Here is a 13232-nt window from a genome sequence, read left to right as displayed (position 1 = left end):
AGGACATCCTCACCCGATTCTGGACAGGTACGGGCGCCAAGGCAGCTCGATTTCACCCATGCGGCCGAACCGGTTCTTGGCGATGTCGATCGTGAGCATGCCGTTGGGCTCGCCCTCGTCGTCGTACTGGCGGGCCAGCAGGATCACGGCGTCCGCGTCCTGCTCGATGCTTCCGGACTCGCGCAAGTCGGAAAGGCCGGCCTTGCCGCGCGCGACGGCGTTGCGGTTCAGCTGCGCGGGGACGACCACCGCGCAGTCGAGCTCCCGGGACAGCTGCTTGAGGCCGCGGGAGATCGCCGACACCTGCTGTTCGCGCGGCATCCGCCGGTCGCCGTTGAGCAGCTGCAGGTAGTCGATCACCACCACGTCGAGCCCGGTCCGCCGCTTGATCGCGCGGCACTGGGCGGCGATGTAGCCGAGGGTCAGGTCCGGGCGTTCGTTGATCGTGAGCGGGAAGTCCTGCGCGCGGGCCCGGTACTCGTGGAAGTTGCGCCACGAGTGCTCGGACAGCTCGCGGCGGGTGATCTCGCCCATCTCGACGGTGGCTCCGTTGGCCACGATCCGGCCGGCGACCTCGACCGAGCCCATCTCGACGGAGAAGATCACGGCGGGGTGGCCGAGGCTCGCGGCGTGCTCGGCGATCTGGTGTGCGGCGATCGACTTGCCTTCTCCGGGCCGCGCGCCGACGACGATCATCCGTCCCATGTGGAGCCCGCCGGAGAACCGCTCGTTGAGGTCGTCCCACGGCGTCGGGACGTAGCGATAGGTCTCTGGGTTGCGCAGCGCCGCGTCCAGGTCGGTGAGCACGTCCCGGAAGGTCCGGGTGTGCTCGTCCTGGCCGAGCTCGGCGGTGTCGAGCTTGGCCAGCTCCTCGTGTGCGGCGGCGAGCGCGGACGAGCCGTCGGCGGCCGCCATGGTGCGCTGCTGAATCCGCACGGTGGCCTCGACGACGCGCCGGAGTGCGCCGCAGCGGGTGACCTCGGCGAGCGCGTTCGGGAAGTCCGCCGGGTTTGGGACGGCGCCGACGAACCGGGCCAGGGTCCGCTCGGCGAGCTCGCCGGCGGTGTCGGCGGCCGCGGCGACGGTGCGCGCGGTGACCGGCTTGCCCTCGGCGTGCAGCCGCTGCGCGGCCTCCCACAGGCCGCCGTACGCGGCCACGGAGAAGTCCTCCGGCTGGACCCGCGCCAGGGCTTCCTCGCGCATCTCGCGGGCGGTGATCGTGGTCAGGAGGCTGATCAGGTACGCCTCTTCGGCGACCGGGCGCAGCTGGGCCAGCGCCTCGGCGGCCAGGTTCGGCGCCGGATACTGCACGTCGTCGTTGAGGTCGGTCATGCCGCCACCTCCTGGCCGAGCTTCGCCAGCGCGGCCTCGCGGTGGTCCTCGATCCAGGTCCGCGCCGAGGTCCGGAAGAACTCCGCGATGTTCGCTTTGCCCTCGACGGTGACCGGGAGGTCCGGCCGTTCGTACCGGTCGCCGAGCACGCGGGCCACGGCGGCGGCGTCACCGGCCTGCCAGCGGCCGCGCAGCCACTCGGCGGGGTCCCCGGTCGGTTTCGGCGCGTTCGCCGCGCCTCGGCCCGTACGGGGCCGGGACGGCGTGCGCTCCTGCTCGGTGCGCATCCACCGCTGCCACGTCCGCACCCAGTCGAGTTTCCGGGCGTCCTTGCCCGGCTTGGAGGCCCAGTGGTCCACGAAGTTCGCCGTCTGCGTGGCGAGGTCCACGTCAGGTGCGTTCTTGGCCGCCCAGGTGCGCATCGCCTCGGTCACGGCGAAGTCGTCGGGGATGCGGGTACCGCGCCGGTCCGGCGTCGACTTCGGCGAAGTCGTGCCAACGGAACCAACAACGGAAGGTGACTTACCCCCTTCCCCTACCCCTTCCCCTTCCCCGCAGCTTTTTCGCGGCCGTTCACTTTTTTTCTGATCGGCGATCCTGTCCGATGTGGAATTTCCACTCTGGACGGTCGGGGCCGGTGCCTCGGCGGTGTCCGGGTCGAGCTCGGCGGCCGCCTGGCGCGCGTCCTCGGTGCCGACCTTGCGCAGCTCCGCGGCAAGCACGTGGCGCAGCGTCTCGGACTGGACCTGCAGAGCGACCCTCAGGGCGTTCTTGAACACCTTGCCGTTGCTGGACACGCCGTCGTTGCGCATGAACGTGCGCACCAGCAGCTCGCCGGTGTCCTCGTCGATCACGACGTACCGCTTCGCGGCCAGCCCGGCGAGCGCAGCCTCGACGCGGTTGGGCGTCATGTCCTCGGCTAGCCGTGCCCACGGGCGCGGCGTGAGCGCCAAGACGCCGGCGTTGCTGATCGTGGGCTGCGACAGCAGCGCCTCGAACAGCCACTGCTGGTCGACCGTAAGGGCCCGGAAGTCGGCGTCCCGCCAGATGCGGCACAGAATGCGTGCGTGCTCGCGCGCCATCACGCCACCCTTTCCAAGATCATGTTTCGCACGGACCAGCGGACCCACCGCTGGCCGGCCTGGTAGTCCACCGTCCGATCGAGCGCGTCGACGCGCTGCAGCAGCGCGGCGCACTCGGCAGGATCGGGGGCGGCGTCGAGGAGGTCGCCGAGCGCGGCGAGCGTCGCCATGAGCTCGGCGTAGGCCGGGTCCTCGGCCCGGTAGGTCTCGGCGTCGGCGCGGGCGGCCGCGGTCGAGCCGGTGATGTCTACCGGCCCAACCGCGACCACCTGCAGTGCCCCGTCCACAGCGGACTCGCTCATGAAGGCACTACTGCATCGCTCGCCATGAAGGACACGCTACGGCCGTTCGCGCGTCGCAAAAGGGCAAAAGTATGACACCGCAGGAAGAAATCGTTCACGCCGCACCGCCGAGCAGCCCGGCCTCGGCGGACTCGTCGCCGAACTCGCGCAGCACGTCGTAGACGGTTGGGTTACGGCCAAGCTTGACGCGCACGGTGTCCGTTCGGGCCCAGCCGCGGCGTAGGTCGTCGGCATCGAGGACCGGCCCGGATCCGGCGGCGATGCGCCGGGCGATCTCCGCGGCCGCGATGCCGCTGCAGATCGCCACGGCGTCGCCGTCCATCGTCTCTCCGCGCCCCGGAACGTGCCGGAAGTGCCGAGCGTGCAGCGCGAAGTCCGACGCGTCGCGGTAGCGGAACTCAGCCACGGTCGTCCTCCTCACGTTCGCCGGTGTGCTCGCGCACGAGCCGGTACAGCTCGCGCGCGACGGCCTCGTCGTGCTCCTCGAGCACCTTCGCCGACGGGTTCGCCCGGCCGACGCGGAGAACAGCCACGGCCCCGCCGACGAACCCGATCGCCAAGAAGGCGAGCAGCCAGCTGATCAACGTCGCGTCGCTCACGCCGCGCCTCCGACCTGCCGCTGGTACCACGCGCGGCCTTCGTCGGTGGCCTCCCAGACCACCCAGTCCGCGCCGCGGTGACGCCGGGTCCGGCCGGAGTCGACGACGTAGCCGCCCTCGGCCAGCTCGCCGCGCCGCGGCCGCACGCTGTTGGGCAGGATGCGGAGGTCCCGGGCGATCTCGAAGTCGGTCGCCCCGTTCCCCTCGACGATGAACCGCAGGATGGCGCCGCGCTGGTTGCCGGTGCGCGGTTCGACGAGCCGCGCCGCGCGCGCCGAGGTCGCCGGCGGGTCCGCAGCCACCTTCCCTTCGGCGTTCCGGGTGACCTCCGCGTCGCGGACGGCGGCCATGTCGCCGAGGTGCCGGACGTAGCCCAGCACCTCAGCCTCGACCGCGGCGATCGCGTCGAGCGCGCGCATCCGGCCGACCCGGGCGGCCTCGGCGAAGTGCTTCGTCCGTGCCGCTAGCGCAGCCGGATGCATCGGCGGCGTGGCCCCCGAGGGGGTCGGAGCCATGCCGTCCGGAGTGGACAGAAAATCGTCAGACACTGGCCACCTCCGCGACGCCCTCGGCCGCCCAGAGCTCGCGGCACGCCGCGATCATCCGGGCGCGCGCTGCACGCTCGACCTCCTCGACGGTCAGGCCGGTGCGGGCGGCCTCCTCCTCGTTCAGTCGCTGGCATGCGGCGTCGGCGATCAGGAACGCGCCGTGCCAGTCCGCGGGGTCCTGCAGCAGCAGCGCCTCGATCTGGTCGACGAGCGAGGCCAAGTCGCTCGTCGACGCCACCGGCGCCGTCATCGCGCACCGCCGCGGGCCTGCTTGACGAGCTTGCGCAGGGTGCGCGCAACGCGGTCGGCCTCGTCGACGGTGAACACGACGCCAGGGCCGTGCTTGCCGTTCTCCGGGGTGATGCTGATCTGCGGGCCCACCTCGCGGAAGCCCTGATCCATGCCGATGATCAGGTGCACGGGGACATACTGCACCCCGCCGTAGCACTCCCCCAGATCCTCGATGGTGCCCTCGGCGAGCATCGAGTCCAGCTCCACGGACTTGGACCAGTGCCGTCGGTCCTCGGGGTGCTCGATCTCCGGGTGCCGACCGCGGCACCACGAGGGGCACGGAACGGCGTCAGTGTGGTTGAGCCAATCCGGGTAGTCGGTCACGCCACACTCACGATCCGGCGCATGGCGTCGCCCACCTCGGCAACCGTCGAGAAGTCGCCGGCCTCGACCCGGGCGAACAGCACACCGAGCTCGGTCAGCTGACGGTCCGACTCGCCGACGGCGTCCAGCTCGGCGACGAACTCGGCGGCGTCGGCCTGGCGCGCGGCGTCGAGCAGCTGCGCGGCCAGGGCGCGCGCCGTCGCGGGCTTCAGCCACGCCTCGGCGTACACGTCCTCGTGCTGCTCGTCCTCGTTGTACGGGTGCTCGATCACCACGAGCACCCGCTGTTCGCGGGTGCGTTCCTCCGACCAGGCGATCGCCTGCGCGGTGGCAGGCAGCTCCCGCACCGAGAACGCCACGTCCGGCAGCGTCGGCGCCGAACTGGTGCACGGGTGCACCCCACCCTCGGGGTAGTCGCAGAATGGCGCGTGGGCGAATACGGCGTCTCGCTCGGCGATTCCGGCCAGCAGACGCTCTGCGTACTCCTCGTTCGACTGGACACGGCCAGATGGGTGATCGGCCGCGGTGTGACGCGCGGTAACATCTGCGGTGGACATGCGGGTTCCTTCCTGCGTGTTCGCTACGGCGGGCCGCTCGCCGGGACCGGCAAGTTCGAGCGGGCGGCTCGTCCTGGGGATGGTTCTCGCGGAAGTCGTCATGCCGACCTCCGCGCCTTCGCGGGCGTCTCGCCCCTGATGTAGCGGTCCAGGTCCTCCTGGTAGATCCGCCAGGGGCAGTTCACTCCTCGCTGGTAGCCGACGCATTCACCGCGCTGCAACGCTTTCAGCATCGTCTTCCGGTGCACGTGGGCGTAGATGGCCGCTTCGTTGAGCGTCAGCGGCCTGACGAGACTTTCGGTCAAGGGTTCCTCCCGGTTGGACCGTTCAGCGGGTCAAGATCCCCCGCACGACGGCGAACCTACACACGAGGCTCCCATAGATGCAACACTGTCGAACGCGTGATCCCATGCTTGAACTGGGCTACTAACGAGTAGTCACCCATTTGGGTCACTTTAAGTCGGAGCTACATGCATGTAGTTACCAGTCGCACCTAGACACTCCTACATGTTCCTGCAATGCTAGAACCGTGGACGAAACCCAGTTGGTCGACGAGGCCGATGAACAGCGCCATCTCGCCCAGCTCGGCGAGGTCATCAAGCAAGAGCGCGTTCGCCTTGGCCTTACAGCCGAACAGGCCGCAAAGGAAGCCAAGGTTGCATATAAGACGTGGCTACGTGTTGAGTCCGGGCAACCCGTCCGAAATCTAACCTGGAATGGCGTCGATCGACTCTTCTCGCTTCCCCCCGGCACGGCCTTGCGCGCCAAAGGAATCGAATGGGGACTTAATCTACGGTATGAAATCCAGAGATACACAAACGGAATATCAGTACAATACGGAAGCGGACCCCCGAAGCGTCAGTCACTCCCCGGAAGGCGCACAGAAAGTGACTCGTACGACTTTGGGAAGCCAATCTTCAATGACAACGACCTCGCCAGCGTCCCACTTGAGAAGAGGCTCTTAGGACTCGACCTTGACGGCCTGCGTCGCTTACGAGACATGATTGACGGAGCAGTGTTCACCTTAGAACGCCCCGTATTTGAAGAGAAAGTCGCCTCAGCTGGAATGCTTCTAGCCGAGTTGTCAAATGAGCTTGCTCGGCTTCAAGAACACAGAGAGCACCTCTCATACGTATTCTATAAAATAAAGACCGAACTCTTAAATGCAAAAGAAAAAGGAACAGCGGAGGATGTCCAGAACCTGGAGGATCAGCTAGTCAGAGTGCAGGAGGATCGCGCCAGCGTAGAGGTGAACCTCAGGTTCGTCACAGACCGCCGCGGAGAGGCGCGAATGAGGTTCGAAATGCTGCAAGAAGAAGCCCGGCAAGCAGCAGAAAAGGCTGAAAAGTATAGGAAAGATCAGGAGACGTAATGCCCAGCACCGAGAAGCTTCCGAGCGGTAGGTGGCGCGGTCTCTACGTCGACGCCGACGGGAAGAAGCAGCGGGTCAAGGGCACCTTCCCGCGCAAGACCGACGCCCGCGAGGCCGCAGTCGACGCCGAGGCGAAGGCCAAGCGGAAGGCCGCTGCGTCGGACGGCACGCTCTCGGCTGGCGTCTCGTTCAGGGACTTCTACGAGACGCTCAGCGAAACGCGGAAGTTCGATTCCGACCGCGGCATGGTCGAGGCCAGCGTGATGAACAAGTACGTGCTGCCGAAGTGGGGCGACGAGCCCCTGAACCGGATCAAGCGCGTGCAGGTCAACAACTGGGTGAAGACCGACCTGAAGGTCCGGACGGGCATGAGCCCGGGGTACGTCCAGCTGATCTACTCGGCGTTCCGGCTCGTGATGACCGCCGCTGTGGACCAGGAAGTCCTCGATGCGAGCCCCTGCGTGCGCATCGACTTGCCGACACTGAACCGGCGGAAGCCAAAGAAGTTCGTGACCACCGAGCGCGCGCAGGAGAGCCGCGGCAACTTCGGCGACGACTCCGCCGTGTACGCCGACATGGTCGACTTCGGCCTCGAGGTCGGCATGCGCCCGAACGAGCTGGCCGGCCTGCACGTCGCCCGGATCGACCGGAAGCGGCGGAAGGTGCACGTGGTCGAGGTGTACGTGCAGCGCGCGAAGAAGATACGCGGCTACCCCAAGGACGGCGACGTGCGAACGGTCCCGATGACCAAGCGCGCGTGCGAAATCTACGACTCCCGCATCGAAGGGCGAGACCTCAAGGACGGGTGCGGGGCCGAGCACTACGACGGCTCGGAGTGCACCAGTGCCCTGCTGTTCGTCAACCGCGACGGCCGGCCCGCCAACCAGGCGGCGTTGCGCCGCGCGATGAAGCGAGCCGGGCTGGACACCGGTGGATACGGCCTGCGCCGCGGCTACGCCACGCGCGCGGTCGAGGGCGGCGCCGACGTGATGACCGTGAAGAGGTCGATGGGCCACGCCGACCTCGACGAGCTGTTCGGCTACGTACAGGAGACGGAGCAGTCGGACGACCTCCTGCGGGCCGCCCTCGGCGACAAGAAGCCGCTGCGCGTCGTGGGATCGCGTGGGACGAGCCGTGGGACGAAGCGCGGCAACCAGGCACTCCCAGCCGCTACCACCGACGACGTAACAAACGCCCGCTGACCAGCGACAACACCCCCAGACACTCCCCCTCGCAACCACACGCCCCAAATCGTGTTCTCCCCGGTGGCGAGCCACACGTTATTGTGGCCCGATGACGGCCGTACCCGAGGCAACCGAACTGGACGGCTCCGGCCGTGCGGCCCAGCCTCGCCAGCTCATCGTGACGGTGTACGGCCTCTACTCGCGCACCGAGGGCGGGTGGCTCTCGGTCGCCTCGCTGATCGACCTGCTGGCGGCCGTCGGTGTCGACGAGCCCGCCGTGCGCTCCTCCATCTCCCGGCTGAAGCGGCGCGGGATCCTCGAAGCCGTTCGCCGCGGCGCGACCGCGGGCTACGAGCTGTCCGACGCCGCCCGGGACATTCTGCGCGAGGGCGACGAGCGGATCTTCCGCCGCGGGCGCGCGACCCCGGCCGACGGCTGGCTGCTCGCGGTGTTCTCCGTGCCGGAGACCGAGCGGCACAAGCGCCACCTCCTGCGCACCCAGCTCGCCCGGATGGGCTTCGGCACCGCCGCGTCCGGCGTCTGGATCGCCCCGGCGCACCTGCACGCGGCGACCGAGGAGGCGCTGACCCGGCTCGGCCTGGCCGGGTACGCCGACCTGTTCCGCGCCGACCACCTCGCCTTCGGCGACGTCCGGGCGAAGATCCGCGACTGGTGGGACCTCGACCGGCTCAACGAGCTGTACACGACGTTCCTCGACGAGCACGGCCCCGCGCTGCGCCGCAAGTCCGTGACCGACGAGCAGGCCTTCGCCGACTACGTCCGCGTGCTGACCGGCTGGCGGCGGATGCCCTACCTAGACCCCGGCCTGCCCGCGGAGTTCCTGCCCCGCGACTGGTCCGGGATCCGCGCGGCCGACCTGTTCTTCGAGCTGCACGCGCAGCTGGAAGACCCGGCCCGCGCGTTCGTCGCCAAGTCGATCAACTTCGGCTGACGACCGCGAAGCCCTGGACCTCGACCAAGGCCTCCTCGTCCCACAGCCGGGAGACGCCGATGCCGGCCATCGCCGGGTACTCGGTGCCCGCGAGCCGCTTCCACACCGCGCCGATTTCGCGCGCGTGGGCGCGGTAGTCCGCCATGTCGACGATGTAGATCGTCACGCTGCACAGGTCTTCCGGGGCACCGCCCGCCGCGCGCAGCGACGTCAGCAGGTTGCCGAGCGCGCGCTCGAACTGCTCCACGACGCCGTCGCCGACGATCTTGTTCGACGCGTCGAGCGCCGTCTGGCCGGCGAGGAAGACGACCCGGCCCTCGGCCACGACCGCGTGCGAGAACCCGGACGGCTTGCCCAGCTCCGGCGGGTTGATGCGTTCCATGCGGCACACCGTACGCCATCTTTCGCGTTATTGACGGTCGTACCGGTGACGACATATCCTCGACGGCGTGCGTATCGCGGTCATCGGTGGCGGCCCGGCGGGTCTGTACTTCGCCGCGCTGGCGAAGCAGCTCGGTCCCGGTCACGAAATCACCGTCTGGGAACGCAACGCGCCGGACGACACGTTCGGCTTCGGCGTCGTGTTCTCCGACGAGACGCTCGGCGGCATCGAGCACGCCGACGCGTCCGTGCACGAAGCCATGAAGGCCGAGTTCGCCCGCTGGGACGACATCGACGTCCACTACCGCGGCACGGTCACCACCTCGGGCGGCCACGGCTTCGCCGCGATGAGCCGCAAGCGCCTGCTCGGCATCCTGCAGAGCCGCTGCGCCGAGCTCGGCGTCGGCCTCCACTTCCGGGAGGAGGCACCGGCCGACCTCTCGGGCTACGACCTGGTGATCGCCGCCGACGGCGTCAACTCCGCGATCCGCGCCCGGCACGCCGAGACGTTCCGGCCGAGCGTCGAAACCCGCCGGTGCCACTACATCTGGCTCGGCACGGACCTGGTGTTCGACGCCTTCAAGTTCTACGTCCTCGAGACGCCGGCCGGGATCATGCAGATCCACGGCTACCCGTACGGCCGCGACGGCAGCACGTTCATCCTCGAGGTGCACGACGACGTCTGGCAGCGCGCGTTCGCGCCCATCGCGGCGACGTCGCTCCCGCCGGGCGAGAGCGACGAGAAGTCCATCGCGATGATCCGCGACCTGTGCTCGGACATCCTGGGCGACCACCGGATCATGGCCAACAACTCGAAGTGGGTCACGTTCGGCACCGTGCGCTGCGAGACCTGGGTGCACGACAACGTCGTCCTGCTCGGCGACGCGGCGCACACCGCGCACTTCTCGATCGGCTCCGGCACGAAGCTCGCGATGGAGGACGCGCTCGCGCTGGCCGCGTGCCTGCACGAAAACGACGGCGTCGCTTCGGCGTTGAAGGCCTACGAGCTGGAACGGCGGCCGGTCGTCCAGTCGACGCAGCGTGCCGCGCAGGCGAGCCTGGAGTGGTTCGAGAACATCGCGCAGTACACCCACCAGGACCCGCCGCAGTTCGCGTTCAACATCCTCACGCGCAGCCGCCGGGTGACCCACGACAACCTCCGCCTGCGCGATCCGGAGTTCGCCGCCGAGCTGGACCACTGGTTCGCGCGGTCGCTCGGGACGACGTCGCGGCCGCCGATGTTCCAGCCGTTCTCCTTGGGTGGCCTGGAGCTGCCGAACCGGATCGTCGTGTCCCCGATGGACATGTACTCGGCGGTGGACGGTGTCCCGGGCGACTTCCACCTGGTGCACCTGGGCAGCAAGGCCCTCGGCGGCGCCGGGCTGGTGATGACCGAGATGGTGTGCGTCTCCCCCGAAGGCCGGATCACACCCGGCTGCGGCGGGTTGTACACGGCCGAACAGGAAGCGGGGTGGAAGCGCGTCGTCGACTTCGTGCACACGCAGTCCCCGGCCCGCATGGGTGTCCAATTGGGACACTCGGGCCGCAAGGGCTCGACGAAGCTGATGTGGGACGGCATCGACGAGCCGTTGCCGTCGGACAACTGGGAAGTCTGCGCGCCTTCGGCGTTGCCGTACTCCTCGCGGAACCAAGTGCCGCGCGAACTGTCCACATCGGAGCTATCGGAGATCCGGTCGCAGTTCGTCTCGTGCGCGGAGGCTGCCGCTCGCGCCGGGTTCGACGTCCTCGAACTGCACTGCGCGCACGGCTACCTGCTGTCGTCGTTCCTCTCGCCGTTGACCAACCAGCGGACCGATGCCTACGGCGGCTCGCTGGAGAACCGGCTGCGGTTCCCGCTGGAGGTCTTCGACGCGGTGCGTGCCGTCTGGCCCGCCGAACGGCCGATGACCGTCCGGATCTCGGCGACGGACTGGTGCGAGGGCGGCATCGACGCCGACGACGCCGTCGAGATCGCGCGCGCGTTCGCTTCTCACGGGGCCGCGGGCATCGACGTCTCGACCGGGCAGGTCGTCAGCGAGGAACGCCCGCAGTACGGCCGCAGCTACCAGACGCCGTACGCCGACCGGATCCGCAACGAGGTCGGGCGCGAGTACGGGATCGCGGTGATCGCGGTCGGCGCGATTTCGTCGTACGACGACGTCAACTCGCTGATCCTCGCGGGCCGCGCGGACCTCTGCGCCCTGGGCCGCACGCACCTCTACGATCCACAGTGGACGTTGCACGCGGCGGTCGAGCAGGACTACCCGCTGCCGTGGCCGAAGCCGTTCGCCGCCGGCCGCCGCAAGCCCCAGACCGGCCGCAGCGACGGGCCGGAGCCGCGTCTCGACCTCGTCCGCTCCGGGCCGACGGGGACCGCCCATGCCCGCTGGCGACCGGGAGCTTCGTCATGACGTTCACCCTCGACCCCGACCAGCAGGCGTTCGCCGCGGAGGTGCGGCGGCTGAGCGCGGAGCAGCTGCGCTCGCTCGCCGAGTCCGGTGTGGAGGGTGCGGTGAACCGGCCGCTCCTCAAGGAGATGGGGGCGCTCGGCCTGCTCGCGCGGCTCTTCCCGGGCGTCGCTTCGGGGTCGCCTTCCCGCCAGGCGGCCGCGACCGACCTGTGCATCTTGCGGGAGAACCTGGCCACGGTGAACACCGAGGCCGAGACGGCGCTCGCGTTGCAGGGCCTGGGGAGTTACCCGATCCTGCAGTCCGGACAGGACAGTCAGGTCGCGAAGTGGCTGCCCGCCGTGGCGGCCGGCGACGCGGTGGCAGCGTTCGCGCTGACCGAGCCGGACGCGGGTTCGGACGCGGCCGCGCTGTCCCTGGCAGCGGAGGCCGACGGCGACGGCTGGCGCCTGACCGGCTCGAAGATGTGGATCTCGAACGCCCCCGAAGCCGACTTCTACACGGTGTTCGCCCGCACGACGCCCGGCGCGGGCTCGCGCGGGGTCAGCGCGTTCGTCGTCCCGGCCGACCGCCCGGGCCTGGGCGGCGAGCACCTGGACCTGGTGAGCCCGCACCCGATCGGCACGGTCACGTTCGACGGCGTCGAGGTCCGGCGCGAGGAGCTGCTCGGCGAGGAGAACCGCGGGTTCGCGGTGGCGATGCGGACGCTGGACCTGTTCCGCCCGAGCGTCGGCGCGTTCGCCGTCGGGATGGCGCAGGCCGCCCTGGACGCCACTGTTTCGCATACGAGCCAACGGGAAGCCTTCGGTGGCCCGCTGATCAAGCAACAGGCGGTGGCGCACGCGTTGGCGGAGATGGCGACGCGCACGGAGGCCGCGCGGCTCCTGGTCTACGCGGCCGCGGGCGCGTACGACGCGGGCGAGCAGAACCTCGGCGGCCGGGCGGCGATGGCGAAGCTGTTCGCCACGGAGGCGGCCCAGTTCGTCGTCGACTCGGCGGTCCAGCTGCACGGCGCCCGCGCGTTGCGACGCGGGCACCTGCTCGAACACCTCTACCGCGAAGTCCGCGCGCCCCGGATTTACGAAGGGGCGTCGGAGATCCAGCGGACGATCATCGCGCGCTGGCTGGCTTCCTCGCGGGCCGGTGCTCCAGGATCAGCTGGCTGACGATCAGCGCGAAGGCCAGGCCGCCCCACGAGGAGAGCGCGCCGATGCTCTGGCTGTAGGCCAGCTGGCTGCCGCCGAAGGTGGTCGGGATCCGCGGTTCCAGGACGATCATCGCGATCGGCGTGATGAGCCGGTTGACGATGATCGAGAAGGTCAGCGTCACACTGCGGATCATCCACTTGCGGTGGTCGCCGAACCGGCGTTCGCGCACCGCGCGCCAGCCCGCGATCGTGCAGCCGATCCACAGCACCGCGGCGAGCACGTCGCTGACCCGGGTGACCGGCCCGAACGGGCTCTGCGACCCGATGGTCAGGGCCATCAGCCCCGAGGGCAGCACCCCGCCGAAGACGTACGCGCGGCCGACGTTGCGGTGGATCACCGGGTGGGTCCGCCGCAGCCACGGCCAGATCTGCAGCACGGCGCCGCCCATGGCGATCGAGCCGAAGATGACGTGCGCGACGAGGAACCAGTAGTGCGCCGGGAAGCCCTCGGGCTGCGGCACCCGCGACCGGGCGGGGTCGAGCGCCAGGTAGGGGGGCAGCGAGAAGGACAGGAAGGCGAGCACGAGCAGGGCCAGCGGGCCGATCCACGGCCGTCGCCACCAGGCCTTTCGCGCCGTCTGAGGTACGGGCCGGGCCGCGGTTCGGACTGCCATGATTCCCCTCCGTCGTCGGGATCCGTCCCAGCCGACGTTAGGGGTTGCCCGGGGGCGCGAACCATGGTGCGCACCACCG

Annotated in this window: 17 protein-coding genes; 5 read left to right on the top strand and 12 right to left on the bottom strand. The window is 69.5% G+C overall.

Annotated features, from left to right (window positions below):
• Positions 1–9 precede the first annotated feature (9 nt).
• The 10 genes from ACZ7OH_RS33590 to ACZ7OH_RS33545 form a co-directional block, all read right to left on the bottom strand.
• Positions 10–1332 carry a replicative DNA helicase gene (locus ACZ7OH_RS33590; RefSeq protein ID WP_470284503.1) on the bottom strand — a complete coding sequence of 441 codons (1323 nt, stop codon included), beginning with the start codon at positions 1330–1332 and terminating at the stop codon, positions 10–12.
• Positions 1329–2414, bottom strand: a complete 1086-nt coding sequence (locus ACZ7OH_RS33585) for a hypothetical protein (protein WP_470284502.1) — start codon at positions 2412–2414, stop codon at positions 1329–1331. The genes ACZ7OH_RS33590 and ACZ7OH_RS33585 overlap by 4 nt, the downstream gene beginning before the upstream one ends.
• On the bottom strand, positions 2414–2716 hold the full coding sequence (locus ACZ7OH_RS33580) for a hypothetical protein (protein ID WP_470284501.1): 303 nt from the start codon (positions 2714–2716) through the stop codon (positions 2414–2416). Before ACZ7OH_RS33580 ends, ACZ7OH_RS33585 begins: the two co-directional genes overlap by 1 nt.
• 94 nt (positions 2717–2810) lie before the next feature.
• A complete protein-coding gene (locus ACZ7OH_RS33575; protein WP_470284500.1) occupies positions 2811–3122 on the bottom strand; it encodes a hypothetical protein in 312 nt (103 codons plus the stop codon).
• A complete protein-coding gene (locus tag ACZ7OH_RS33570) occupies positions 3115–3315 on the bottom strand; it encodes a hypothetical protein (protein WP_470284499.1) in 201 nt (66 codons plus the stop codon). The genes ACZ7OH_RS33575 and ACZ7OH_RS33570 overlap by 8 nt, the downstream gene beginning before the upstream one ends.
• Complete coding sequence (locus ACZ7OH_RS33565) at positions 3312–3863, bottom strand: hypothetical protein (protein ID WP_470284498.1); 552 nt, start codon at positions 3861–3863, stop codon at positions 3312–3314. The genes ACZ7OH_RS33570 and ACZ7OH_RS33565 overlap by 4 nt, the downstream gene beginning before the upstream one ends.
• The gene (locus ACZ7OH_RS33560; RefSeq protein WP_470284497.1) at positions 3856–4113 is read right to left on the bottom strand and encodes a hypothetical protein; all 258 of its coding nucleotides are present in this window, start codon (positions 4111–4113) and stop codon (positions 3856–3858) included. Before ACZ7OH_RS33560 ends, ACZ7OH_RS33565 begins: the two co-directional genes overlap by 8 nt.
• Positions 4110–4478 (bottom strand): DUF6907 domain-containing protein, encoded by a 369-nt coding sequence (locus tag ACZ7OH_RS33555; protein WP_470284496.1) that lies wholly within the window; start codon positions 4476–4478, stop codon positions 4110–4112. Before ACZ7OH_RS33555 ends, ACZ7OH_RS33560 begins: the two co-directional genes overlap by 4 nt.
• Positions 4475–5137, bottom strand: coding sequence for a hypothetical protein (locus ACZ7OH_RS33550; protein ID WP_470284495.1), 663 nt, complete (start codon positions 5135–5137; stop codon positions 4475–4477). Before ACZ7OH_RS33550 ends, ACZ7OH_RS33555 begins: the two co-directional genes overlap by 4 nt.
• On the bottom strand, positions 5134–5340 hold the full coding sequence (locus tag ACZ7OH_RS33545; RefSeq protein ID WP_470284494.1) for a helix-turn-helix domain-containing protein: 207 nt from the start codon (positions 5338–5340) through the stop codon (positions 5134–5136). The genes ACZ7OH_RS33550 and ACZ7OH_RS33545 overlap by 4 nt, the downstream gene beginning before the upstream one ends.
• Before the next feature lie 224 nt (positions 5341–5564).
• Between ACZ7OH_RS33545 and ACZ7OH_RS33540 the strand changes: the two genes are divergently transcribed.
• From ACZ7OH_RS33540 to ACZ7OH_RS33530, 3 genes are all read left to right on the top strand, one after another.
• The gene (locus ACZ7OH_RS33540) at positions 5565–6407 is read left to right on the top strand and encodes a hypothetical protein (protein ID WP_470284493.1); all 843 of its coding nucleotides are present in this window, start codon (positions 5565–5567) and stop codon (positions 6405–6407) included.
• On the top strand, positions 6407–7609 hold the full coding sequence (locus tag ACZ7OH_RS33535; RefSeq protein WP_470284492.1) for a tyrosine-type recombinase/integrase: 1203 nt from the start codon (positions 6407–6409) through the stop codon (positions 7607–7609). The genes ACZ7OH_RS33540 and ACZ7OH_RS33535 overlap by 1 nt, the downstream gene beginning before the upstream one ends.
• A gap of 91 nt (positions 7610–7700) precedes the next feature.
• Positions 7701–8543, top strand: a complete 843-nt coding sequence (locus ACZ7OH_RS33530) for a PaaX family transcriptional regulator (protein ID WP_470284491.1) — start codon at positions 7701–7703, stop codon at positions 8541–8543.
• On the opposite strand, the gene ACZ7OH_RS33525 is transcribed toward ACZ7OH_RS33530, so the two are convergent.
• On the bottom strand, positions 8530–8925 hold the full coding sequence (locus ACZ7OH_RS33525) for a RidA family protein (protein ID WP_465286015.1): 396 nt from the start codon (positions 8923–8925) through the stop codon (positions 8530–8532). The genes ACZ7OH_RS33530 and ACZ7OH_RS33525 overlap by 14 nt on opposite strands.
• 67 nt (positions 8926–8992) lie before the next feature.
• Here ACZ7OH_RS33525 and ACZ7OH_RS33520 point away from each other — a divergent pair, with 67 nt between their 5' ends.
• A complete protein-coding gene (locus ACZ7OH_RS33520; protein ID WP_470284490.1) occupies positions 8993–11335 on the top strand; it encodes a bifunctional salicylyl-CoA 5-hydroxylase/oxidoreductase in 2343 nt (780 codons plus the stop codon).
• On the top strand, positions 11332–12498 hold the full coding sequence (locus ACZ7OH_RS33515) for an acyl-CoA dehydrogenase family protein (RefSeq protein ID WP_470284489.1): 1167 nt from the start codon (positions 11332–11334) through the stop codon (positions 12496–12498). The genes ACZ7OH_RS33520 and ACZ7OH_RS33515 overlap by 4 nt, the downstream gene beginning before the upstream one ends.
• Here ACZ7OH_RS33515 and ACZ7OH_RS33510 read toward each other — a convergent pair.
• Positions 12443–13153, bottom strand: a complete 711-nt coding sequence (locus tag ACZ7OH_RS33510) for a DUF2306 domain-containing protein (RefSeq protein ID WP_470284488.1) — start codon at positions 13151–13153, stop codon at positions 12443–12445. The two genes, ACZ7OH_RS33515 and ACZ7OH_RS33510, sit on opposite strands and share 56 nt — an antisense overlap.
• Positions 13154–13232 lie beyond the last annotated feature (79 nt).

It is taken from the genome of Amycolatopsis sp. NPDC114478 (assembly GCF_055633805.1).
Note: the sequence above shows the minus strand (reverse complement) of the source record. Positions and strands in the feature narration are given on the sequence as shown.